This window comes from Streptomyces sp. NPDC001108 (assembly GCF_053598535.1).
Window position 1 is genome coordinate 197,868 of sequence record NZ_JBSFKL010000009.1, and the last position, 24,735, is coordinate 222,602.

16 protein-coding genes and 1 pseudogene are annotated in these 24,735 nt (G+C 72.3%); 4 read left to right on the plus strand and 13 right to left on the minus strand.

Annotated elements, in window-relative coordinates; genetic code table 11:
• Positions 1-94 precede the first annotated feature (94 nt).
• Together ACWC97_RS21495 and ACWC97_RS21500 are read left to right on the plus strand one after the other, a co-directional pair.
• Positions 95-793 (plus strand): DUF6232 family protein, encoded by a 699-nt coding sequence (locus tag ACWC97_RS21495; protein ID WP_450650923.1) that lies wholly within the window; start codon positions 95-97, stop codon positions 791-793.
• Entirely contained in the window at positions 790-1,134 is a 345-nt protein-coding gene (locus tag ACWC97_RS21500) for a hypothetical protein (protein WP_352273802.1), read from the plus strand. The genes ACWC97_RS21495 and ACWC97_RS21500 overlap by 4 nt, the downstream gene beginning before the upstream one ends.
• A gap of 24 nt (positions 1,135-1,158) precedes the next feature.
• On the opposite strand, the gene ACWC97_RS21505 is transcribed toward ACWC97_RS21500, so the two are convergent.
• Entirely contained in the window at positions 1,159-2,052 is an 894-nt protein-coding gene (locus tag ACWC97_RS21505; RefSeq protein ID WP_450650925.1) for an NADP-dependent oxidoreductase, read from the minus strand.
• Positions 2,053-2,121: 69 nt separating this feature from the next.
• Here ACWC97_RS21505 and ACWC97_RS21510 point away from each other — a divergent pair, with 69 nt between their 5' ends.
• Positions 2,122-2,727 (plus strand): TetR/AcrR family transcriptional regulator, encoded by a 606-nt coding sequence (locus ACWC97_RS21510; RefSeq protein ID WP_352273804.1) that lies wholly within the window; start codon positions 2,122-2,124, stop codon positions 2,725-2,727.
• A 71-nt stretch (positions 2,728-2,798) separates the two neighbouring features.
• On the opposite strand, the gene ACWC97_RS21515 is transcribed toward ACWC97_RS21510, so the two are convergent.
• From ACWC97_RS21515 to ACWC97_RS21545, 7 genes and pseudogenes are all read right to left on the minus strand, one after another.
• Positions 2,799-2,996: a hypothetical protein gene (locus ACWC97_RS21515; protein ID WP_450650927.1), complete on the minus strand. Its 198-nt coding sequence runs from the start codon at positions 2,994-2,996 to the stop codon at positions 2,799-2,801.
• A 111-nt stretch (positions 2,997-3,107) separates the two neighbouring features.
• Entirely contained in the window at positions 3,108-3,575 is a 468-nt protein-coding gene (locus ACWC97_RS21520; protein WP_450650929.1) for a hypothetical protein, read from the minus strand.
• 81 nt (positions 3,576-3,656) lie between these two features.
• Positions 3,657-3,890 (minus strand): DUF397 domain-containing protein, encoded by a 234-nt coding sequence (locus tag ACWC97_RS21525; RefSeq protein ID WP_392279463.1) that lies wholly within the window; start codon positions 3,888-3,890, stop codon positions 3,657-3,659.
• A 78-nt stretch (positions 3,891-3,968) separates the two neighbouring features.
• Entirely contained in the window at positions 3,969-4,799 is an 831-nt protein-coding gene (locus tag ACWC97_RS21530; RefSeq protein WP_450650931.1) for a helix-turn-helix domain-containing protein, read from the minus strand.
• Entirely contained in the window at positions 4,796-5,326 is a 531-nt protein-coding gene (locus tag ACWC97_RS21535; protein ID WP_450650933.1) for a DUF6879 family protein, read from the minus strand. Before ACWC97_RS21535 ends, ACWC97_RS21530 begins: the two co-directional genes overlap by 4 nt.
• The gene (locus tag ACWC97_RS21540) at positions 5,310-5,516 is read right to left on the minus strand and encodes a hypothetical protein (protein ID WP_450650935.1); all 207 of its coding nucleotides are present in this window, start codon (positions 5,514-5,516) and stop codon (positions 5,310-5,312) included. Before ACWC97_RS21540 ends, ACWC97_RS21535 begins: the two co-directional genes overlap by 17 nt.
• Before the next feature lie 150 nt (positions 5,517-5,666).
• A pseudogene (locus ACWC97_RS21545) lies at positions 5,667-5,789 on the minus strand (DUF6879 family protein); the annotation flags it as partial.
• Positions 5,790-6,179: 390 nt separating this feature from the next.
• Here ACWC97_RS21545 and ACWC97_RS21550 point away from each other — a divergent pair.
• Positions 6,180-6,509 (plus strand): MarR family winged helix-turn-helix transcriptional regulator, encoded by a 330-nt coding sequence (locus tag ACWC97_RS21550; protein ID WP_352273806.1) that lies wholly within the window; start codon positions 6,180-6,182, stop codon positions 6,507-6,509.
• A 156-nt stretch (positions 6,510-6,665) separates the two neighbouring features.
• Here the strand turns inward: ACWC97_RS21550 and ACWC97_RS21555 are convergent, their stop codons facing one another.
• The 5 genes from ACWC97_RS21555 to ACWC97_RS21575 form a co-directional block, all read right to left on the minus strand.
• A complete protein-coding gene (locus ACWC97_RS21555) occupies positions 6,666-7,583 on the minus strand; it encodes a hypothetical protein (RefSeq protein ID WP_352273807.1) in 918 nt (305 codons plus the stop codon).
• A 96-nt stretch (positions 7,584-7,679) separates the two neighbouring features.
• Complete coding sequence (locus tag ACWC97_RS21560; RefSeq protein ID WP_100454268.1) at positions 7,680-8,231, minus strand: carboxymuconolactone decarboxylase family protein; 552 nt, start codon at positions 8,229-8,231, stop codon at positions 7,680-7,682.
• A 48-nt stretch (positions 8,232-8,279) separates the two neighbouring features.
• The gene (locus ACWC97_RS21565) at positions 8,280-16,277 is read right to left on the minus strand and encodes a hybrid non-ribosomal peptide synthetase/type I polyketide synthase (RefSeq protein WP_450650938.1); all 7,998 of its coding nucleotides are present in this window, start codon (positions 16,275-16,277) and stop codon (positions 8,280-8,282) included.
• Positions 16,274-19,516, minus strand: coding sequence for a type I polyketide synthase (locus ACWC97_RS21570; protein ID WP_450650940.1), 3,243 nt, complete (start codon positions 19,514-19,516; stop codon positions 16,274-16,276). The genes ACWC97_RS21565 and ACWC97_RS21570 overlap by 4 nt, the downstream gene beginning before the upstream one ends.
• On the minus strand, positions 19,513-24,690 hold the full coding sequence (locus ACWC97_RS21575) for an acyltransferase domain-containing protein (RefSeq protein WP_450650942.1): 5,178 nt from the start codon (positions 24,688-24,690) through the stop codon (positions 19,513-19,515). Before ACWC97_RS21575 ends, ACWC97_RS21570 begins: the two co-directional genes overlap by 4 nt.
• Positions 24,691-24,735: the final 45 nt, after the last annotated feature.

The following is a 24,735-nucleotide window of genomic DNA, read 5'->3' on the forward strand; positions in this document are numbered from 1 at the left end:
ATGGCCGGAAAGGGCCGGTACTGCGGAGACGCGCGCCGCTACCCTTCAGCTCCCGGTGAGGGACGTCACATGCTTTGGGGGGTCGGCAAACGTCATGGAAGAGCCCGAGAAACCGGCGGCGGAGCCGCCGCTGCGCCCACCGCCGATGCCGTCCCGGCAGCCGGACGGGCAACCCCGGCACACCGGCGACGCCGACCGGCCCTGGCACAACCGGATGCCTCCCCTTCCCCCGCCGACGGTCCCCCCGCACCTGGGCGGCAGCGTCGAGCTGCGGGTCGGCAAGCGGCTGCTGTGGGTCGGTGGCGCGGCCTACCCGCTGCGGAACATCACCCGCGTCTACACCTTCCTGCTCACCCCGAAGCGGGCCGAGGCGACCGTGCGCTTCTTCAAGCGGCTCGCGCTCATCCTCGCCGTGGCGTTCGGTCTGCTCATCGTCAGCGGGATCTCCCGCTTCGGTTCCGACGAGGCGTCGGACGGGATCGCCGGCCTCGTCCCGATCGGCGGCCTCATCGCGTTCGTCTTCGCCGCCTCCGAGCTGGTGATGGTCCTCACGGCCCGCGCCCACTGGGTCATGGCCATCGAGACGTCCGGTCTGTCGACCGCGTTGGTGACCAGCCGGGACATCCCCCACCTCAACGAACTCGTCGGCCATGTCGTGAAGGCGATCGAGGACCCCGCCATCGAGTTCCAGGTGAAGGTCGACACTCTGATGATCAACCCGAAGAACTACCAGTTCGGCGACAACGTCAACATGTACGGCGGCTCGGGCAACAGCGGAATGGTGAAACAGTGAGCGGCGATACCTTCCACATCGCGGGCGACAACGTCAACGTGCACGGAACCGGCAACATCGGCATCGTGAAGAACGCCGCCCCGGCCCCCGCCGCACCGGAACTCCAGGCAGCGCTGGCCGACTTGACCATCATGCTCCGAGAGCTGCGCGAGACGGTTCCGCCCGAGGACGCACGGACGCTCGACGGTTCCCTCGGGGACCTGGCCCCCGACGCCGCGGTCCAGCCGCAGACCCGCGTCAACGCCCTCACGGCGATCGCGGGCATCGTCGCGACCGCCGGGGCGCTGCGCGAGCCGATCGAGAACGCGATCAACGGAATCCGCCAGCTCCTCGGCGTGTAGCGGAGATACGAGCGCGGCTGGTCTTCAGACAACCAGGACCCGCCGTCCGCGTGTGTGACCGGCCTGGCTGTCGATGTGCGCCGCCGCGGCCTCGGCGAGTGTGTAGGACTTCTCGACCGGGATGTGGAGCCTTCCCCGCGAGATGAGGCCGACGGCTTCGGCGAGCGCTTCCGGCACGCTCCCGGCCACGCCGGAGAATCGGACACCGAGCTCCGGCGCACCGAGATCGGCGATGGAGACCACCTTCCGCGGGTCCCCGGTCAGTTCGACGAGCTCGCGGATCACGCCCGAGCCGGCCAGGTCGAGGGCGGTGTCGACGGGGCCGAGCCGCCGCACCCGCTCGACCCAGCCCTCGCCGTATGTCGTGGCGAGGGCGCCCAGGCTGCGCAGATAGTCCTGGTTCGCCGACCCGGCGGTCCCGATCGTCGTGATGCCGCGGTCGCGGGCGATCTGCAGCACCGCTGATCCGACTCCGCCGGACGCGCCGCTGACCAGCAGCGTCTGCCCGGACCGCACACCGACCTCGCGGATGACGCGCAGCGCGGTCTCCACCACGGAGGGGTAGCCGGCCGCCTCTTCGAACGTCAGGCCCTCGGGCATACGGGCCCAGGCCGACAGCACGGCGAACTCGGCATACGTGCTCGCGCCTTCGCCGAACACGCGGTCACCGACGTCGACCCCTTCGACGCCTTCACCGACCTCGTCCACCACCCCGGCGGCGTCCAGCCCGACCCCGGCGGGCAACTCGATCGGATGGGCCCCCAGGACCTGGCCCTCACGGAGCCTCCAGTCGACGGGGTTCACGCCTGCCGCCCGTACGGCGATGCGTATCCGGCCGGGGCCCGCGTGGGGCTCCTCGGCATCCATGAGTTGCAGAACGTCCGGACCGCCGAACTCGGCGAAGCTCACCTTCTTCATGGGCCGAACATAACACTAACCGTTAGGGTTTTGAACCTGTTATGGATTTGCACCTGATAGCGTGAGGGTATGACCGTGCCGACCGGACGCCGTGAGCGCAAGAAGGCCGCGACCCGCCAGAAGATCGCTGACGCAGCCCTGCGGCTCTTCCTGGAGCACGGGTACGACGCGGTGGGCATCCGTGACGTGGCCGCCGAGGCCGACGTGGCCGTCACCACGCTCTTCTCCCACTTCGCCTCGAAAGAGGCCCTGGTCTTCGAGCAGGACGAAGACTTCGAGCAGCGCCTCACGCGGGCGGTCACCGACCGGGCGCCGCACGAGCCGCTCGTCCCCGCGCTGCGCCGCGAGATCCAGGCCCTGGTGCGACACTGCACGGCGGACGGCGCCGCCCCGATCTGGCGCATGATCGACGCATCACCCACCCTGCGGGAGTACGAAGAGTCGATGCGGCTGCGCCACGCGGAGTCGCTGGCGACGGCCATCGCCGCCGATCCCGACCTGTCGGGGACCCCAACGGCCTGCCGGGCGATCGCGAGGTTCGTGATCGACGCCTATGCGCTGGCCCGTGAGGCGGCCGATCCGCAGGCCGCGGTGGGCGAGATCTTTCAGATGATCGAGGCGGCCTGGGCCGTCACCTGTCCCTCCGGAACCTCCACCGGCACGGCCGGACCGTAGTCAGGACTCGACCGTGCCCCGCGCCGTTTCGCCGAACCCTTTCGGCGGTGGGAGGTGTCACGCGGGCGGCGTCACCCCCAACAGGCCGACGCGGTGTAGCCCGCGTAGTTGTCGTTGTAGACGTAGAACCAACCGTTGCCGTTCGATGTCCCGCAGGCGGTGTACCGGCTGCCCAGGATGATGCTGTTCTGGCCACAGGCCCACGTCTGCCCCTTCAGGGCGGTGGTCACCAGAGCGGCGGTGGGGCTGGTGCTGGTGCGGATGGCCACGTTCTCCGCCGCTGTCGCCTTGCCGTCGTTGCAGGCCGTGTTGGACCGGACCCGGGTCGAGCCGTCCGTCGCACCGGCGACTCCCGGAAGGGCGAGGCCGACGATGCTCGGCTACGGGGTGGGGCAGGTCAGCTCAGCGTTCGCCCCGTTCGGAGTGCAGGTGACCACGGCCAGGGACAGGAACGCGGGGCGTTCCAGGTAGAAGCCGTGCGACACATCGGCGCCCGAGCGGAGCTGTTCGGCGGCGGCGCATACCAGCCGGGCCAGTCTCGCGGTGTCCCGGTCCGTCTCCGCCGCGAAGCGGAAGGCGTACGCGGCCAGCCGCTCGCCGAGCCAGGATGCGGCCTCCTTTGCTTCGTCCCAGGTGCCGCGCACCAGGGAAGGTGGCTTGACCAGCCAGTACGCGGTCTCCAACGGCGGCAGATCGGACGCCGGGAATTCCGTGGCCACCTCGCGGTACCGGTGGGCCAGTTCCGGTCTGCTCCCGGCGGGGGGTGGTTCGGGGTGGGGCGGCCGCCGTAATGCTTCCTGGTCGAAGCGTTCTTTCGGGCCGGTCCACAGGTATCCGTGGTGGTGCATGAGTCGTTCCGTTCCAGGTGGCGCCGGCCGAGCGTGGACCCGGCCGACGCGGGGAGCGGTGGAGAGTCGGGGACTCGGAGATCAGGCGCCCAGGCCGAAGCGCGCCGGGTCAATACCTGCCGCGTCCAACTCCTCCGTGGTGAACCGTAACGGCTGCACGCCGGGTCGTTTGCTGTCGCCGAGTGCCCAGGCACCACTGCCGATACGGGCCAGAGTCACGCACGACTCACCATCCGGGTGCGTGCTGCCTCCGCATGCCCGGGCGAACGAGGCCCCACTGATGTCGAGCGCGTACAGGTCACTTCCATCCAGCATTGCTGCACCTTCCCGCGCGATTGGCAGCGGCCACGACTGGCCGCTGCCGCCCATTTTCCGCAGGGGGCGGGGGTGCTTCTAGCCGGTTTCCTGTTGCCTCAAGAACTCGTCGCGGATACCCGACACGAATGCTCGCATTTCTTCACCCACGAGGGCCACGCGCGCGAACCCGTCGAACCTTTTTTCGTACAGCTCAACGTCTCTGGCTTCACTGGTCGTTACCTCGGCATGTGGAATCTCGACAATGGCAAGGCTGCTGTCGAAGAGGACGAAAGAGGAGCTGGGGAGGTCGGTCATCGGTGCCGACAGGGGGATGACTCCGATGCTCACATGGGGAATTCTCGACATGGTGACGAGTTTGTCGAGTTGCGTCGCCATCATGGCGGGTGGGACGATCTGCCACCTGATTACGGACTCGGTGACCAAGAATCGGAAGACGCGACTGGTGTCGTAGAGCAATTCCTGGCGGAGGAGACGGGCTCCCATCATTTTCTCCAGGGCGCCATCCGTGTAGCAGTGTCTTCCGAGTACTGCACGGGCGTACTCCGGAGTCTGGAGCAGGCCGGGAATGCAGGCGGGTTGGAAGATTCGCATGAGGTGTGTCTGGGCCTCTACGGCTCCGATTTCGTCCTGATGCTTGTGAAGCCCCGTACGACGGTATACCCGCCATGCTGTGGCTTCGGTGGCCGCTCTGCGTGCCGCTTCGGTCAGCCTGGCCTTGACCTCGTCGGAGACTTCCAAGGCCGTGAGAATGCGTTCCACATCGATGAGGCTCGGTGAGAGCGCCTCGTTCTCGATCTTACTGAGCTTGCTCGGAGACATGACGGCGCTGCGGGCGACTGCTTTGGCCTGCTTTCCGCTGGCTTCTCGCAGTTCCCGCAGTGCCCGACCGATACTGATGTTGTTCACGCCGGGTCGTGCCGCTCCCACCAGTCGCGGAAGGGGATGGCGGCGGCGAGGGCCGTGTCCCGACGCGTCAGCCACTCCTGCGCTTGATGCTCCGGAACCGAATCCGCCCCGAGGAAGCCTCCGGCGTTGTCGTACCGCATGGTGATGACTGTGCGTTCATCGAAGGCCCAGAAATCTGGCACGCCCTCCAAGGGGTTCGGGCGATCGGTGGTGTCGAGGATGAAGAACTCTTCCCCGACTTCTTGGTTCCGGACGTAGCCCCAGCCGAGTTCGAATCGCAGATACTCGGTCAATGGGCGGCTCAGGACATGAACCCGATACATGCGCTTGCCGGCTTGCGTGGCGTCTCGCACCGTTGTGACCCAGCCAGAGGTCTTGAAACTCTCCGGCTGTGACTTTCCGGCCAGGAATGCTTCATAGGCATCCACGCCGCCCGATTTGCCGTAGTCGTCCAGGGTTTCGAGTCGAAATGCTTCCCGCTGAAACTCCTTGAAGAGCCTTTCGAATTCCTCAGGTGAGATGTTCACGGGCCACCCTCAACAGCAAGGGCATAGGGACACGGACAGCGGTTTCGTTGTTCGGTAACCGCATGGTGGCGAGTGCTTCCGCATCGTCCACCTTGAAGCCCTGCACCAAGACGTTCTCCGTGTCCTCCACGGCCCACACCGTCGGACACGGCCCCTCGTCGCGCTCGCTCGCAAGCTGATTGAGCTTCATCGGCAATCTTCCTTCGCGCGGGGTGGTGACTCACTCGATCCTCGTGGCGCCGCGACGGCCAGGTCAAGGTGCTCTGGATGAGGGAACGGGAAACCGCGTGACCCGCCCTCGCCCGTGCGTTCGGGCCCGGACCACCCCAGCCGCTCGGGTTCAAAGGCCAAGTGCCTTCACGTACTCCTCGAAGGGAACGGACTGCGAAACCGCGATCTGCTGGTACTCGATGAACGGAGAGACATCGTCCTCGAATGCCTCGCGACTGATCTGCCGCCCATCCGGCCTCGGGCCGTCCCGAGCCGACGTTGTCGGTCCCAGGGGGGCGTCGGCCAGGGGCGGGGTGGCAGGGCAGCGGCTCATTTGTTCGGGCGGAGGCGAAATGTTACGTAGTGGATACAAGTTCGATATTGGTCGGCCGGATGGAACCCTGGGGGCAAGATTCTGTGATCGTTCCGGGTGGGGTTGCGTATCGGGCTTCCAGGAGCTGATACAGTTTTACTTTAAATAAAGTGATCGCACGTATATGCGGGTCCTCTTATGTCTTCGCACCGCCCCGGGAATGCGCTTCCCTTTCTTCTTCTCCAGGCTTTCCGCACGCTGATCGACGAGCTGCATGTACGCCTCGCCGAGGCCGGGCACCCCGATCTGCGGCCGGCCCATGGGTTCGCCATGCAAATGATCAGGCAGGGCGGGAGCATCTCCGACCTCGGGCGGCGGCTGGGGGTGTCCAAGCAGGCTGCTCACAAGACGGTCGGCGGGCTGGAGCAGCTGGGGTATGTCCGGCGGACCCCGAGCGCCAGGGACCAGCGCCAGGTCGACGTCGTCCTCACGGAACGCGGGATGGAGGCGCTCATGCTGTCCGGCGAGATCCTCAACGAGTTGCGCGAGGAGTGGGCCGAGACCGTGGGCGGGCCCGAGATGACCCTGGTCGAGGACACGTTGGCCCGGGTCGCCCGGCCCGGCGGGATCGAGCGGGTCATGGGCTGGCTGGGGGCCTGACCGTCGCGGCCCCGCGACGGCCGGGCCCGCGGGAAGCGGTGGGAAAGCGTGGTGCCCGTGCGGCTCACGGTCGGTGAGCCGCACGGGCACGGTGGGACGGGCCCGGCGTCAGGGTGCTGGCGCGCGGGCCGGGGTCCGATGGGGACACATCGGAGGTCAGGACCCGCTGGGGGCCGTGCGCTGCACGAAGTTCTCCATGGTGAACGTGACGTCACCGGCGGAGTTGTAGCGGGTGCACATCTGGGTCGGGTAGTAGCCGGACAGCTCCACCTCCGGCGCCTGGGTGATCGGCTGGCACACCTTGGTGGGCTTGGTCGCGACGACCCAGTCCTTGTTGACGACCGGCTCCCAGTAGGTGACGTGGCCGTCGTAGACGCCGTAGGCGAACGCCTGGGTGAACGGATCCCCGTTGGCCGGAGCCGCGTTGGGGTTCACGATGTGGTTGCCCATGCGGCCGGCGGCGCCCGGCATGCCCCAGCCCGCGGGCATGAACTGCGCCGGGACCGGCTTCATCGCGGTGGCCTCGTCATCGCAGTTGATGACGAGGTTGCACGGCCCGGTCCGGATCTTGTTCCGCTCCGTGAAATCCTGGATGAAGAAGTGGAAGTCGAAGTGCGGCTTGTCGAAGACATGGGTCGGGCCGTGGCCGTTGCGCTGCCAGTTGAACATCAGCCACTTGAACGGAAGCCCCGGGAGCTTGGGGAACCACAGGTTCCGCTCGTGGCCGCTCGCGCAGTCCGTCTCCAGGTTGATGCCGTCGCCGTCCTTGTCGAAACAGGTCTGGCCGTCATGGGTCGGCGTCGTCGGCAGTGTGTTCACGGCCGCCGCGTCGATCTTGACCGCCAGGACCTTCGGACGGTTCGAGGCGTCGGTGGCGTACAGGGTCTGGACGAAACCGTCGCCCAGGGAGACCTGGTTGAACAGCTTGAGCGCCGGAAGGTCGGCCTCCGCCGCTACCACCGCGGAGTCCGAGGCGTTCATCGCCGAGACCACCGGCGCGAGCCCGATCATCGTGGTGACACCGAACGCGAGGCCCACCAGCGACCAGCGCACACGGCTTGCGGATATCTTCATCGGTTGATTTCTCCCCCCTTGGTTCCTACCTGTGGTCGGTGCGCGCGGGTCACGCCGCGCGCACCTCAGTGCCTCAGTGCCTCAGAGCCCGGAGACTCAGTGCTCCGAGTGCCACTCGAAGGCCTTGAAGGGCTCGTCGAGCGGGGCCTCGGTCATACGGTTCGCGTACGTCGAGATGGTGTAGACGCCCAGGCCGAGGACGACCTCCAGCGCGTTGCGGCGGGTGTAGCCGGCGGAGAGGAACGCCTCCATCGTCTCCGGCTCCACGTACCCGTGGCCCTCCATGACGGCGAGGGTGAAGACGCGCATCGCCTCCAGCTTCGCGTCGTCCAGGGGCTTGCGGGCGCGCAGCGCCTCGATGAGGGCCGGCTCCGCCTTCGAGCGGGTCAGCATGGAGGAGTGCATGGCCACGCAGTAGTGGCACTCCACCTTGGTGGCCATGGTGAGGATGAAGACCTCACGCTCCATCTGGCTCAGGCTCGTCTTGTTGAACAGCCCGTTGCCGGTCATGAAGGCTTCCAGCAGCTCCGGCGACTCGGCCATCAGCGCCACCGGCGCGGGCAGGAACCCGAAACCCTTGGCGGTGTTCTCGACGATCGGGCGGGACTGCTCGGGGGCCGAGGCGGCGTCGTGACGGGTGAAAGACATGGTGACTTCCTTTTCTGAGGGGTGTGAAGCGAGCGACGGGGTTGTCGCTCAGTGGTCTTCTGCGTCCCAGCTCGCACGCACCACCGAGGCGAACCTCTCGATACGGTCGGGCTGGAGCACGGAGTAGTGGTCTCCGCCGAGGGTGTGGACGGCGACCAGGTCCTTGAGGTGGCCGGCCCACGCCGACGTCACGTCCTGGGACGCCCCGTCGGCGGCGCGGACCAGTACCGCGGGAACACGGTAGGTGCCGGGCCGATGGGCCGACAGGGCGCGGGAGTTGGCGGTGAAGCGGGCCAGCAGCGCGCCGATCGTCTCGTCGTCGGTGTCCGGCCCGAGCAGCCCGCCGAGGCGCAGCCGCTCGGTCAGTACGGCGGCCGGGTCCTCCTCCGCCGCCAGGTCGTGCCCGGCCAGCGGGTCGGGGGCACCGGCGATGTGCGCGACGTCCCGGGCGAACCAGGCCAGCAGCTCGGCGTGGGACACCTCGCCGTGGTCCTCGTCGGGATGCTCCATCAGGTCGAGCGCGACGACCGGTGCCACGGCGAAGCCGCGTTCCGCCAGCCGCTCGGCGACCTCCAGCGCGAGGACCCCGCCCATCGACCAGCCGGCGATCCGTACCTCCGGGCCCGTGGCGTCGTCGGCGATCGCGTCGGCGTACAGATCCGCGAGCTCACCGAGACCGAACGAGGAGGCCAGGCCGTCGGGGACCTGGACGCCGGTCACCGGCATGCCGAGGAGCTGCGCCAGGCCGCGGTAGCAGACGACGTCGCCGCCCACCGGGTGGATCCAGTACGAGGTGGGGCCGGTCCCTTCGGAGCGGATCGGCACCAGCGTCGTGCGCCGCGCCCGCCCGTCGCGGACCGCCCCGGCCATGGCGGCGACCGTGGAGTGGGTGAACAGCACCGACAGCGGGAGCGTCGTTCCCAGGGCGGCCCTGATCCGGGACACCAGCTGCACACCGAGCAGGGAGTTCCCGCCGAGCGCGAAGAAGTCGTCGTCCCGGCCGGCGGGGGCGTTCGGGAGGAGCTGGGCCCACAGCTCGGCCACCGCCCGCTCGGTCCCGTCCCGCGGCGGCTCGGCCGAGGCACGGGGCGCCGACGCCCGGCAGACCTCCTCCAGGACACGGCGGTCCACCTTGCCGTTGGCGGTGATCGGCACGGCGTCCAGCTCCACCAGCCGGCTGGGAACCATGTACGCGGGCAGCTGCGCGCGCAACGCCGCGGTGAGCGCGTCGAGATCCGCCCCCGGGGTCTCCGGGACGACGGCGGCCACCAGGGTCCTGGACTCCATGGACCCGCCGATCGCCGCGGCGACCGCCGCGCGGACGCCGGGCATCGCGCCCAGCGCGCTCTCGATCTCGCCCAGCTCGATCCGGTACCCCTGGATCTTGACCTGGCCGTCCTGGCGGCCGAGGAACTCCAGGTTGCCGTCGGGCAGGTACCGGCTCAGGTCCCCGGTGCGGTAGAGCCGCCCGTGCGGGGTGTCCACGAAGCTCGCCGCGGTCCGGTCGGGATCGGCCAGATAGCCGCGGGCCAGACCGTCACCGGCGATGTACAGGTCTCCCGGAACCCAGGTGGGCCGGTGCCGCAACTGCTCGTCCAGCACCAGGAAGGACTGGTTCCGCAGCGGCTTCCCGTACGGGATCGACGACCACGACGGGTCCACGGCTTCGACCGGGTACGCGATCGACCAGATGCTGGCCTCGGTGGCGCCGCCCAGCGAGTGGACCCGTGCGCCGGGGGCGCACCGGCGCGCCCGGTCGGGCAGCCGGGTGGGTATCCAGTCACCGCTGAGCATGATCGTGCGCAGCGAGCCGACCGTGGCGTCCCGGCCCTCCAGGTGGTCGACCAGCATCTGGAGCAGGGCGGGCACCGAGTTCCAGACCGTGATGCCGTGCTCGTCCACCAGCTCCGCCCACGCCTGCGGGTCGCGCTGCTGATCCGGTGTGGGCAGCACCAGCGTGCCGCCCGCCGCCAGGATGCCGAAGACGTCGAAGACCGACAGGTCGAAGTTGAGCGCCGAGAGCCCCAACGCCCGGTCCGCGGGCCCGATCCCGTACCGCTCGCCGACGTCCTGGAGCGTTCCCAGGGCGGCGCGGTGCTCGATCACCACGCCCTTGGGCTGACCGGTGGAGCCGGAGGTGAAGATGACGTAGGCGATGTCGTCCGGTTCGGCCGTCACCAGGGGGAGTCCACCGTCGGCCGTACCGTCCGGGGCCGTCTCCGTGACGTCCAGCACCGGGCCCTCGTCGAGCCACGGGTGCGCCGCGCGGACCCCGGGGTCCGTGACGGTCAGCACCGCGCCCGACAGCTCCAGCGTCCGGCGGGCCCGCTCGGGCGGCAGGTCCGCGGCGACGGGCACATACGCCTTGCCGGCCTTCAGCACCGCGAGGACGGCCACGACCTGGTCGATCCCCTTGGGCAGCATGACCGCCACCAGCTCCTCGGAACCGGAACCGGTACGGGCCGCGATACGGCGGGCCAGCTCATGGGCGCGCCGGTCGAGCCCGGCGTAGTCGAGAGACTCCTCGCCGCACACCACGGCGACCGCGTCCGGACATCGCTCGGCGGCCCGTTCGAAGCCGTGGTGGAGCAGCCCGGTGGGGCGCTCCCCGGCGGTGGCGTTGGCCTCGCGGCGCGGTGCGAGCTCCTGCTCGCCCAGCTCGATCTCCGGCGCGTCGGCCCACGCCCGCTCGTCGTCGCAGAGCCGCTCGATGAGGCCGCGGTAGCTCGCGAACATGGACGCGACCATGGGCTCGGGGAGCAGTTGGCGTACGTAGTCCCAGTTCAGGCGCAGCCCGCTGGCGTCCTCGATCACCTGGTGGTCCAGCCACACCTGGGGCGTCCGGATGAACGAGGACACCTCGTGGCCGTCGCCGGTCAGGGCGATCAGGTGGTCGGTCAGCGCACTGGACGCGTGGCCCTCGTCCGAGGAGAAGTTGAGCGTGCTGGCGTAGACCACGGGTGCGCGGCCCGCCTTGGCGGAACCGTGCAGCGTGGACAGCTCGCGCAGGACCTGCACCCCGCTGAACGCGCTGTGCTCCAGGTCGCGCCAGAGCTGGCCCTGCAACTGCTTGGCACGGGCCGCGAAGTCGGCCGTGCCCCGGGTGTCCACCTCCAGCAGGGTGGTGGTGGAGAAGTTGCCCAGCACCGAACGCACCTCGGGGTGGACCGGCCTGCGGTTGAAGAACAGCAGCGTCAGCGTGAAGTGCGGGTTCGCCGACCAGCGGGCGATGGTCTCGGCGTACGCGGCGGCGACGGCCGCCGAGGGGGTGACCCCCGCGGCGCTCGCGCGGGCCTTGAACCGCTCCCAGCGCTCCGGCGGGATCGTCCCGCTGAGATGGGCGAACTCCGGCCGCCCGATCGCGGCCGGGTCGGCGGTCAGCGGCAGTTCCGGCGCCGGGGGCAGGGCGGCGATCCGGTCCGTCCAGTACGCCCGTGCCTCGGCGTACGCCGGCTCGGACTCCAGGGCCCGGATGTGCCCGACGTAGTCCCGGAAGGTCAGTTCGAGCGGGGCGAGCTCCTGCCCGTGGTACGACTGCGCCAGCTCGGCGAAGAGGAGCGCCGTGCTCCAGGCGTCGATGATGAGGGCGTCGATGCCGACGTGGAGGCGGCTCACCCCGCCGGGCAGCTCCGTGACGGCCAGGTGGAACAGCGGCCACACGGTCGGGTCGAAGACCTGCGAGGACAACGTCCCCGACCGTTCGGCCAGTTCGTCCGCCAGCCGCTGCTCCGGCACCGAGGTGAGGTCCAGGCGGTCGACGCGGTAGCGCCCTACCTCCGCCTCCGGGAGGATCCGCTGCCGGCCGTCGTCGGTCATCACCGCGCGCAGCATGTCGTGCCGGGCCACGGCCGCGTCGACGGCCGCCTCGAACCGGGCGACGTCCAGCCCGCGCAGATCGGTCTCGATGAAGAAGAAGGTCGAGACACCGCCGAGCTCGATCCCCTCCGACCGGCCGACGAGATACGCCTGCTGAAGGTCGGTCAGTTCGAACGGCTCGTACCGGGCGGCGGGGTCGACGGCCAGCTCACGGCCGGGCGCACCGGCCGGGGCCGTCTCGTCGGCCCGGGGCACCGGTACCGGCCGGTGGGCGGCGGGGGAGTGCTCCCCGACGTAGGCGGCCAGCTCGGTGAGGCTCGCCCCGTCCAGGAACACGGCGAGCGGGATCGACACGTCGCCGAGGGCCGCGACGGCGTCCTTGATCTCCAGCGCCATCAGCGAGTCCAGCCCGAGGTTCTGCAACGGCTCGTCCCGGGGGATGCTGTCCGGGTCGGTGCGCAGCGACCGGGCGCACGCCCGGGTCACCACCGTCAGCGGGTCCAGCGCCTCCTCCCGCGCGGCCGGACGCGCGGACGGCTCGGGAGCCGTCACCGGCTGCCACGCCTGCGCGTCCACGGCCCCGGCGTCCGCCCCGGCGCCGGTCCGCCCGTGGGACGGGGCCTGGGCGAGCGTCACGCCGGACACCGACACCCAGCAGGCACCGGCCTCGTCGAGCAGGTGGACATCGGCCACCAGGGTGCGCGCGTCGGCCGCGCCCTCGCGCAGCCGCAGCCGTACCTGGAGCGGACCGGAGGGCAGCCCGGGGCGTACCGCGAACGCGTCGATCCCCACCACCATGAAGGCGGTGTCCGACGCGCCACGGGCGGTCAGGGGCGCGAAGAGCGCCTGGAACATCGCGTCGGTCAGACCGGGCGGCACCACGTACCGGCCGGCCTCCTCCGGGGTGGCGGGCCGGATCCGGGCCCAGGCGTGGTCGCGGTCGAAGGCGACCTCCTCCAGCCACTTGGCGCCGTCGCCCAGGTACAGGCCGCGGGACCACATCTGCCGGTAGAACTCGCCGCCGGTCATCCGGTGCGGAAGGGCAGTGGCCGGATCGGCGGGGGCCGCCGGGGCCGCCCCGCCACCGGAGACGCGGCCTCGGCAGTGCAGGTGCCAGGCCAGGGCCGGGTCGCCCGGGTCGGACCGGTAGGCGAAGCCCAGCGTCCCGTCCGGCGCGGGCTCCAGGGTGAGCGACACCGTGGGGCGGTGCTCCCTGTCGTACCCGAGGCGCCGCAGCACCGTGACGTTCTCCAGCCGGACGGTGTCCCGCCGCCCGACCGCGCGGGCCGCCTGCACGGCGGCCTCCAGGAAGAAGCCCACGTTGACGATGGGCTCGCCGTCGATCACGCAGTCGGCGAGGGCGGGGTCGTCGGCGCTGTCCAGCGTCGTCAGGAAGGCCGCGCCGGAACCGGGGGCCGGTACGCGCGTCCCGAGCAGGGAGCCGGAGCCGCCCGGCAGGACGGCGGCGGGCTCCCGCCGGGCCACGCCGACATGGGCCCCGCGGCTCGGCTCGTACCAGTGCCGGGACCGCTGGAACGGGTATGTCGGGGCGTCGGCCGGCGCGGCGGACCGGCCGGACCACAGCTGGAGCCAGTCGATGTCGAGCCCGGCGGTGTACGCCTCGGCCACCGCGGTGGCGACGGTCTCGTGGTCGGCGCGGCCCGGCCGCAGGGACGCGCCCCACAGCCCCGCGCGCTGCTCCTCGGGGACGAACCTGCGGGCCGCCGCGACGAGCGTCGGGGCCGGTCCCAGCTCCAGGACGTGGTCGACCCCGCTCTCCATGAGCGTCGTCATCGCACCGTGGAAGTCGACCTGCTGGAGCGCGTGCTCCCGCAGATAGGCCGCGTTCCACTCCCCGGGGCCCACCGGCCGCGCCGTCAGCGTCGACACCAGCGGAACGGCGGGGGCGGCGAAGGAGAGGGCGGACAGTTCGCGCTCGAAGGCGTCGAGCATCGGCCGCATGAGTGGCGAGTGGAAGGCCCGGCCGCTCGGCAGCGACTTGCCGCGCAGCCCGCGCGCGGCGGCCCGGTCCAGTACGCCGCGCACGTCCTCGGGGTGGCCCGAGACCACCACGTGCTCCGGCCCGTTGACGGCGGCCACCCCGACGCGGTCCGGGTCCTCGATCAGCTCGCGCACGGCCGCCACGGGCGCGAAGACCGCCGCCATCGCACCCGGCCCGGTCAGCTCCGCCATCAGTCGGCCACGGGCGGCGGCCACGGCGAGCGCGTCCCCGATGTCCAGGATTCCGGCGACGGCGGCCGCGGCGATCTCACCGACGCTGTGCCCGACGACGACATCGGGCTCGATGCCCAGCGAGCGCCACATCCGCGCCAGCGACCACTCCAGCGCCACCAGCGCCGGCTGGGTGTAGCGGGTGTCGTGCACCGCCGGGTCGTCGGCGGCGAACATGACGTCCAGCAGCGGACGGTCCAGCAGACCGTCGACCAGGTCGGCGCAGTGCTGGAGGCTGCTGCGGAAGACGGGCGAGGACGCGAAGAGACCGGCCCCCATGCGGGGGTACTGCGACCCCTGCCCGGTGAACAGGAACGCGGTCCGGCCGCGCGACCGGGACACCGTGCCGAGCGGCCCGGACTCCCCGTCGACCAGCCGCCGCAGCTCGGCGCGCATCTCCGGCGCGGTCCCGGCGACGGCGGCGTACCGGACGGGCCAGTGGTCCCGGGCCGCGCCGGCCGTGTAGGCCAGGTCCGCCAGCGCCGTGCCCGCCGCCGGGGTCCCGTCGTCCTCGCCGAGCCGCGCCAGGTACTTCCGGCCCAGTTCGAGGACACCGTCCGCGGTACGGGCCGAGAGCGGCAGCACGCAGGTGCCGGGGGCGTCCCGCGGGGCGTCGTCCGCCTCCCGGGGCGGGGCCTCCTCGACGATGACGTGTGCGTTGGTGCCGCTGGCGCCGAACGAGCTGACGCCCGCGCGCCGGACCCGTTCGCCCGCGGGCCAGGGCCGGCCCTCGACCGGTACGGCGAGCTTGAGCCGGTCCAGGTCGATCTCGGGGTTGACCTGCGACAGCCCGGGATGGGGCGGGATCCGGCCGTGGCCCAGGCTGAGCAGGACCTTGATGAGACCGGTGACACCGGCCGCCGGTTCGAGGTGGCCGAGGTTGGTCTTCACCGACCCCACGAGCAGCGGGGTGGTACGGGACGGCGGGCACAGCACGTCCGCCAGCGCACCCGCCTCGATCGGGTCGCCGAGCGCCGTGCCGGTGCCGTGCGCCTCGACGTAGTCGATGTCCTCGGCGGCCAGCCCGGCCGCGGACAGGGCGGTGCGTATGACGTCCCGCTGCGCCTTGGCGTTGGGCACGGTGATGCCGCTGGCCCGGCCGTCCTGGCCCACCGCGCTGCCGCGGACGACCCCGAGGATCCGGTCCCCGTCGACCCGCGCGTCCGACAGTCGCTTGAGGACGACGACACCGCACCCCTCGGACCGCACATAGCCGTTGGCGGCGGCGTCGAAGGTCTTGCACCGGGCGTCCGGCGAGAGCATGTTCGCCTTGTTGAGCACGGTGTACCACTCCGGCGAGAGCAGCACGTTGACGCCACCGGCCAGCGCCATGTCGGCGTCCCGGCTCCGCAGCGCCTGCACGGCGAGGTGGACGGCGACCAGCGACGAGGAGCACGCGGTGTCCACGGACAGACTGGGGCCGTGCACGCCGAGCCAGTAGGCGATCCGGCCGGCCGCGAACGTCGACGCGTTGCCGGTGAGCGCGTACGCCTCCAGCTCCTCGGGCGCCACATGGGTGAGCAGCGACTGCATGTAGTCGTTGTTGGTCACGCCGACATAGACGCCGACCTTGTCGCCCTTGAGGGAGGCGGGCCTGGCACCGGCGTTCTCCAGCGCCTCCCAGGCGACCTCCAGCAGCAGCCGCTGCTGCGGGTCGATGTAGCGCGCCTCGCGCGGGGAGATCCCGAAGAACCCGGCGTCGAAGCTGTCCACCGACTCCAGGAAGCCGCCCGAGGGCACCCCTTCCGGGAACCCGCCGGGCACGTCGTCCAGCCGGGCGGGCGGGTACGGTCCCACCGCGTTCCGGCCCTCGGCCAGCAGTTCCCACAGCGCGGCGGTGTCGTCGGCCCCGCCCGGCATCCGCGCGCCCATGCCGACGACGGCGATCGGTTCGGTGGTCTCGGCCCGCAGCGCGTCCCGTTCGCTGGTCAGGGACTTGATGCGGTCCAGCGCCGAGCTCAGCAGCTCACGCGCGTGTTCGGGTATCTGGGTGGTCATGCGTGTCCCCCGGGCGTCGGCTGGTACGACCGCTCGATCTCGGCTTCGAGCGCGTTGATGAGTTCGTCGTCGGCGAGCGCGGCCGGTGCCGAGGGCGGCGGCTCGACGGGGCCGGGCCCGGCCGGTGCGGTGCCGGGGGCCTCGCCGGACGGTTCTTCCGGGCAGACCGAGGCCACGAGGAACGCGGCCAGCTCCGACGTCGTCGGGTACTCGAACATCACCCGGGTGGGCAGGGGGAGTCCGAAGGTCCGGGCCAGGTCGTTCTTGACCCGGGTGGCGAGCATGGAGTCCATGCCGAGGGCGAAGAACCCGGCGTCCAGGTCGAGTTGGTCCGGATCCAGTCCCAAGGTGCCCGCGACGGCGGCGATGACGGCCGAGACCGCCTCCCGCCGGGTCCACTCCGTGGCCGTCGGCGCCGGGGCGGCAGCGGCGGTGGAGGTGGTGGCGGTGGGGGCGTCGGCGGCGGATGCCGGACCGGCCGCCCAGGGGTTGCCCCACCGGTCCTCGGTGAACCAGGAGCGCGTCCGGGCGAAGGGGTGCGACGGCAGCGGCACCATGGGCACCACCGGGTCCGCCGGGCCGTCGCCCCGGTGCGGCCAGGGGCCGCGCCGCCGGTGGGTGTACATGAACCCGAAGTTCCGCTGCACGGCGATGTCGTCGGCGAGGTCGCGGTGGAGCGTCCAGGTCGCCGCGGCTGGACCGTCGGCCTCCGCGCACAGCCCTTCGAGCGCGTCGACGAGCGTCGGATGGGGAGACATCTCGATGAAGGTGTCGTGTCCCTCGGCGAGCAGCGCCTCGACCCCCTGGGTGAAACGGACGGTCTCGCGCATGTTGGCGTACCAGTAGTCCGGCGCGGGGGCCGAGGTGAGGGGCGCGCCCGTCACCGTGGACACCATCGTCACCTGCGGGGCCGAGGACCGGATCCCGTCGAGCGCTTCCAGCAGCCCGGTGCGCAGCCCGTCGATCTGGGGGCTGTGCGAGGCGACGTCCACGGCGACGAACTTGCTGAACACGTTCTCGGCCGCGAGCCCGGCGGCGACCCGCTCCAACGACGCACCCGCCCCGGACAGCACGGTGGAGTGCGGCGAGTTGATCACCGCCACGCAGATGTCGTCGTACCCCTCGCACAGCCGGCGGGCCCGCTCGTGGCCGACGCCCACGACGAGCATCCGGCCCTGCCCGGCGATACGGGCCAGCAGTCGCGAGCGCTCGCAGATCACCCGCACGGCGTCCGGCAGCGGCAGGGCACCGGCGACGTACGCCGCCGCGACCTCGCCCATGCTGTGCCCGATGACCGCGTCCGGGACCACCCCGGCCGCGCGCCACATCGCGGCCAGCCCGACCGCGATCGTGAACAGCGCGGGCTGGACGAACTCGGTGGGCAGCCGCCCCTGGTCGCCCTCGGCGATCAGTTCGAGCACGCTGCGGCCCAGCACCGGGCGCATGGCCAGGTCGACCTCGCGGGTGGCCCCGGCGAACGCGGGGTCGGTGGCCTGGAGCCGGGCCGTCATGCCGATCCAGTGCGGCCCCTGGCCCGGGAAGACGAAGACCGTACGGCCTGTCGCCCTGGCCGGTCCGGTCACCCCGGCCGGACCGGGGCCGCCCGCGGCCGCCTCGCGCAGCAGCGCGACGAGCTCCGCCGGTGAGGCTCCGGAGACCGACAGCCGGCTGGTCAGCACGGTCCTGCGGTGGTCGGCCGCCCGGACGACGTCCCGGACGTACGCCGGGTCGGCGCCGTCCAGCAGATCGGCGTACCGGCCCGCGAGCCGGGCCAGGGCGGTCGGCGTGGCGGCCGAGATCCGCAGGGTCAGCGGTACCTCGCCGGCCCCGGCCGATTCGGGCCCGGCGTCCGGAAGGTGCCCGTCGACCGGCCCCAGGATCACGTGCGCGTTGGTCCCGCCCGCTCCGAACGCGGAGACGGCGGCGAGCCGCCGCCCGTCCTCCGCCTCCCAGGCGCGGGCCCGGTCGTGCGGCAGCTCCAGCCGTACGCCGTCCAGTTGGAGGTGCGGGTTGACCTTCTTCAGGTGCAGCGACGGGTAGACGGTCCGGTGGTGCACGGAGAGGGCCGCCTTCACCAGCCCGGCGATCCCCGCCGCGGCCTCCAGATGACCCATGTTGGTCTTCAAGGACCCCAGGTGGCAGGCCGGGCCGGAGGCCGTGCCGTAGACCTGGGCGAGCGCCTCGACCTCGATCGGGTCGCCGAGGCTGGTGCCCGTGCCGTGCGCCTCCACGAGGCTCACCTGCGAGGGTTCGGCCCCGGCGTTCCTCAGCGCGGACGTGATGCACTCCCGCTGGGCGCGCCCGCTGGGGGCGGTGAGCCCGTTGGTCCGGCCGTCCTGGTTGACCGCCGAGCCGCGAATGGTCGCGTAGATCCGGTCGCGGTCGCCGATCGCGTCGGAGAGCCGCTTCAGGACGACGGCGACCACGCCCTCGCCGCGCACATAGCCGTCGGCGGCGGCGTCGAAGGTCTTGCACCGACCGTCCGGGGAGAGCGGCAGCCCCTTGGAGTGGGCGACCGTACTGGCCGGGGACAGCAGGAGGTTCACCCCGGCCGCGACCGCCGAGTCGCACTCGCCGGAGCGCAGCGCCTGGACGGCCAGGTGCACCGCGACCAGGGAGGACGAACAGGCCGTGTCGACGGAGAGGCTGGGGCCGCGCAGGTCGAGCTGGTAGCTCAGCCGGTTGGCGATGATGCAGTTGGTGCCGCCGACCACGGTGTACAGGTCGACGGTCTCCGGCCGGGCCAGCTGCATGGTGAGGTAGTCGGTGGAGTTGGCGCCGACGTAGACACCGGTCCCCGAACCGGCCAGCCGGCCGGCGGGCATCCCGGCGTCCTCGAACGCTTCCCAGGCGACCTCCAGCAGAAGGCGCTGCTGGGGATCGACATGGGCGGCCTCGCGCGGCGAGATCCCGAAGAACGCCGCGTCGAAGGTGTCCACGTCGTCGATGAGCCCGGCGTGCCGCATGTGGGTGCGTCCGACCGCCTCGGGGTCGGGGTCGTAGAAGGCGCCGTGGTCCCAGCGGTCCGACCCGATCTCGCGGATCGCGTCGACCCCGGCGGCCAGCGACTCGTGCAGGGCGCCGGGCGTGGTGATGCCGCCGGGCAGCCGGACGCCGAGGCCGACGATCGCGATGGGTTCCCGCCGCGCCCGGGTCAGCTCCTCGACCCGGGCCCGGAGGCCCCTGACGGCCGTCAGGGCGGTGCTCAGTGCTATGTCGGACTCGCCCTGCTCCGTCATATCTCCCCCATGAGTTCTTCCAGTTCCGCCAGTTCCCGGCGGAGGGCGTCGAGATCGTTCCCGTCGGGGGACGCTTCCCCGGCGGCGGGCTCCCGGCCCGCGGTAACCGGCCGCTCGGCGGCGCCCGGCCGGTGCGCCGTACGGTCCGCCCCGGCCTCCACGGCCTCCTCCAGCCGGGCGGTGAGCTCGGCGGCGAGGGCGTCGACGGTGGGGTAGTTCCACACCACGGTCGAGGACAGCACCGTCCCGAGCAGGCGCTCCAGGCGGTTGCGGAGCTCCAGCCCCATGATCGAGTTGAGCCCGAGGCTGTGGAACGGCTCGGCCGGGTCCACCTCGGCGGTCGTGAGGCCCGCGATCTCGCCCACGGCCTCCTGCACCACCCGGGCCGTCCGCGCGAGCCGCTCCGCGGGTGACAGCGCCGCCAGTTCGTCCCGCAGCGCCGGCGCGGCCCCGTCGGCCGGGCCGGACCGCGCGATCGGGATCAGGCGGATCTCGACCCCCCGGATGCGTACGGCCACCCGGTCACCGCTGATCAGGTCGACGTCCGCGAGTCGGGTGTCCGGGCCCGGGCCGGTGGTGATGGTCGCCACCGCCCGCGGATCGGCACCCACCCCGGACAGCACGGACACCTCGCGGACCACGGTGGTGAGCAGGGACCGGTCGGCCCCCACGGCACCCGGACCGGTCAGCAGGGGCGCCGCGGCGACCTGGAGGGCCGCGTCCAGCAGCCGGGGGTCGACCGGGAGCCGGGCGTCGGCGTGGCGCGGGTTCCACTCGATCCCGGCGCTCGCGCCGTCCTCCCCGGCGTCGAGAAGGCGTATGCGGCGGTACTGCGGGCCGAAGTCCAGCCCCCGCGCGCCGAACTCCGCGTACAGCTCGTCGGCCGGGGTCCCGTCACCGGCGGGCCGGGCGGGGAGCGGTTCGCCGGTGGTGGCCCGTTCGACCGTGGCGGTCCCGACGCGCACCCACGTCCCGCCCTCCCCGCCGAAGAACTCGACCCGGGACGTCCCGGCGTCGGTCCACACGGTGGTCTGGAGCGCCGTGTCCTCGCCGGGCACCTCCAGGGACGCCGTCAGCACGAGGTCGCGCACGGAGACCGGACCGTCCGCCGGCCCGGGACCGGCGACCTGGAGCGCGGCGGCCGCGAAGGCGGCGGCGGGCACCATGGCCCGGCCGCCGACGACATGGTCCTCCAGCGACCACGTCGACGGGCTCAGCCGGCCGGCGTACACGGACAGCGCGGGATCGTGCGGAACCTGCGTACGGACCCCGAGCGGATCGCCGCTCGCGCGGCCGACGGTGCCGGTCAGGACCGGTGAGGAGACCCGCTGCCACGGATAGGGCAGGGGCAGCGGCGCGGGGTGGCCCGCGGGGTTCAGCGCGGCCCGGTCGACCGGCACACCGGCGTCGTGGAGCCGGCCGAGCGCGGCCAGCAGCGTCGGCCACTCCGGCTGCTCCTTGCGGAGCACCGGGACGACGAGCGGGTCCCGGCCCGCGCCCGTCTCCTCGACGGCCGGGCTGAGCACCGCGTGCGGGCTGATCTCGACGAAGCAGGAGAACCCGTCGTCCAGCAACAGGCCCACGGCGTCCGCGAACAGCACGGGGTCGCGGAGGTTCCGGGCCCAGTAGCCGGCGTCCATCTCCGCCCCGTCGGCGACCCGGCCCAGGACGGTCGAGTACAGCGGCAGTGTCGAGGAGACCGGGGAGACGTCCGCGACGGCCTCGATCAGCGCGGGGAGGATCGGGTCCATCTGCGGGCTGTGCGAGGCGACCTGGACCCGGACGGGCCGGTTGAAGACCCCCCGTCCGGTGAGTTCGCCCGCCGTCCGCTCGATGTCGGCGGCGGCCCCGGACAGCACGGTCGACCGGGCCGAGTTGCTGACCGCCACCGATATGGAGGGCGTGCCGGCGCAGACGGCCTCGGCCTCGGCGAGCGTCAGCTCGGTGGCCAGCATCGCCCCCGTCCCGCTGAGGCCGTCCATCAGCCGGGACCGGCGGCCGATGACCGCCGCCGCGTCGTGCAGCGACAGGGCACCGGCGATGTGCGCGGCCGCCGCCTCGCCCATGCTGTGGCCGACCACCGCGTGCGGGGCGACACCGTAGTGCTCCAACGTCCGGGCCAGCGCCACCTGCACGGCGAACAGCAGCGGCTGGGCGGTCGCGACGTTGGTGAACGCCTCGTCGTCGCCGCCGTCGAGCAGCAGCGGCAGGACCCGCGCGCCGCACGCCTCGCGCACCGCCGCGTCGCACCGCCGCAACTCCCGGGCGAACACCGCGTCGCGGGCGTACAGATCGCGGCCCATGCCCAGCCACTGCCCGCCCTGGCCCGGGAAGACGAAGACGACGCGGGGGGCCGTACCGGCGGCGGCCGACGCGCCCGCACCGTCGAGGGCGTCCGCGTGCTCGGCCAGCCGGGCCACCGCCCCGTCCCGGTCGCCCGCGACGAAACTCGCCCGGTACGGAAGGGTTGCCAGGCCCTCCAGCACGGGGGCGACGGCGGCGGGCGTGCCCTCCGCGGGCCACCACCGCGCGACCTCCCGGCAACGCTGCGCCAACGCCGCCGGGGTGTGCGCGCTCAGGGTCAGCAGCGCCTCCCGGGGCGGCGGCGCGGCCGCCGCGCACACGGCGGCGACCCCCTCCGGGCCGTGGCCGGAGCGCGAGTACGCCGGAACGACCGGCACCCGTTCGCCGTACGTCTCGTGCAGGGCGCTGCCCAGGATGGGGTGGGCGTTGATCTCGACCAGGGCGTCCGGGGCGCTCAGCAGCGGGTGCGCCAGCGCGCCGGCGAAGTCCACCGGTTCGCGCAGGGCCTTCGCGAAGTACCCGGCGGTGAAGTCCCCGGCGGCCATGATCCGGCCGTCCAGCGCCGACACCATCGGGAGCGCGGGCGGGTACTGGTCGATCTCCCCGAGTGCCTCGACCAGATCGTCGCGGACCTCGTCGATGTCCGGGCCGTGCGCGGCGAGCCCCACGTTGATCCGGCTGGCCCGGTGGCCCTCCTCGGAGAGGACCGAGACCAGCTCGTCCAGCTCGTGGACCCGGCCCGACAGGTTGGTCGAACGCGCCGAGCTGAGCCCGGCGACCGCGATCCCCGGCCGGCTCGCGAGGTACGGGGCCAGCTCCTCGCGGGAGAGCGCCACCACGGCCATACCGCCGCCCCGGCCGGTCAGCCGCTGCTGCGCCGCCGCGTAGTGGGCCACGATCCGGCCGCCCTCGTACGCGGTGAGCGCCTCGACCACGACCGCCCCGGCGATCTCGCCGAGCGAATGGCCGACGACCACGGCGGGCCGGATGCCGCGGGCCGCCAGGCTCCGGGCCAGGCCGACCTGGACCGCGTAGACCGCGGGCTGCGCCACGGCCACGCCGTACGGTTCGAGGTCGGTACCGGAGGCGATGAGCTCCAGGAGCGAGAGGCCGAGCACCGTCTCCGCGCCGAGCGAGCACGCGGTGACCGCGGCCCGGAACTCCGGATCGGAGCGCAGGAGTTCGCGTCCCATCCCAGCCCACTGCCCGCCGAACGGCGAGAAGACGAAGGCCGGTCCACGGCCGGTGCCGTCGGCCGCACCGGCCGCCGCACCGGCTTCACCGGCCGCACCGGCCGTTTCGACGGGGGCTTCCCGGTCCGGTGTGCCCGGGCGGTGGTACGGCCCGACCACGACGTGCGCGTTGGTCCCGCCCCAGCCGAAGCTGCTGACCCCGCCGAGGAAGGGCTCGTCGGACGGCAGCCGCACGGGCGCGAGGGGCAGGGCGAGGTTGAGCGCGTCCAGGTCGATGTGCGGGTTGGTCCCGCCGGACAGGACGCACGGCGGGACGACACCGTGACGCATGACCAGGGCGGCCTTGACCAGCCCCGCCACCCCCGCGGCGCCTTCGAGATGGCCGATGTTGGCCTTGAGCGTGCCGAGGTGGACCGGGGCGGTGGCACCCCGGACCGCGGCGGCCAGCGCCGATGCCTCGATCGGATCGCCCAGCGCGGTCCCGGTGCCGTGCGTCTCGACGAACCGCACCTCGGCGGGGTCGGTCCCGCCCCGGGCGTGCGCGTCCCTGATGACGGCCTGCTGCGCGACGGGACTGGGCGCGGTCAGCCCGTTGGTGTGCCCGTCGTTGTTGACCGCCGTCCCACGGAGCAGGCACCAGATGTGGTCGCCGTCCCGCTCCGCGTCGGAGAGGCGCTTGAGGACCAGGGCCGCGGCACCCTCGCCACGGCCGAAGCCGTCCGCCAGGTCGCCGAACGCCTTGCTGCGCCCGTCGGGGGCCAGTCCCCCGAAGGCGGTGAGGTCGTCCATGGTGGCCGCCGACTGGAGGAGGTTGACCCCGCCGACGACGGCGGCGTCGATCTCGCCCAGCCGCAGCGCCTGGGCGGCCATGTGCACGGCCACCAGGGAGGACGAGCAGGCGGAGTCCAGCGTGACCGACGGCCCGCGCAGGTCGTACAGGTAGGAGATCCGGTTCGCGACCATCGACAGGCTCGAACCCGTCGCCGTGTGCATCGTGTGCCGCCCCGGCCTCGACGCCGCGCCGTGCTCGTTCCAGATGCTTCCGACGTACACCCCGGTCGCACTGCCCCGCAGCCCCGTCCGGGGCAGCGACGACGCCTCGACTGCCTCCCAGCACACCTCCAGGAAGAGCCGCTGCACCGGATCGAGCGCCGCGGCCTCCCGGGGCGAGAGGTGGAAGAACCGGTGGTCGAACTCGTCGAGCCGCTGGCTGAGATAGCCCGCGTCCGGCATCGCCTCCCGGGCGTCCGGGAACCGCCCCTCCGGGGGCGGGCCGATCGCGTCCTTGCCGGCGAGGACCAGCTCCCACAGCTGCGCGACGGAGTCGGCACCCGGCAGCCGTGCCGCCATCGACACGATCGCCAGGGGCTCAGCCGGTCGCGCCTCGGCGGTCCGTCGGCCCTCCGGCGCGTCGGCGCCGTCCTCCGCGGCGACCACCGCGGCGGCGAACCCGTTCACCGTCGGGGAGGCCCACAGCGTGGCGACGGGGACGTCACGGCCGAGGCGCACCGCCAGACGGCTGACCATCGCCACGGCGGCCTGCGAGGTGAGGCCGAGCGAGAAGAAGGTCGCTTCCCGGTCCAACTGCTCGACGGGGAGGGACAGTTCGGCGCAGAGATGCGCGGCGAGCCAGTCGGCGACGGCCGCCGTGTCCCGTTCGGCCGGAGTGCCGGTCATGCGCACCGCCCGGTGCGAGGCCGGATTGTTTCGATGCCGGAAGTG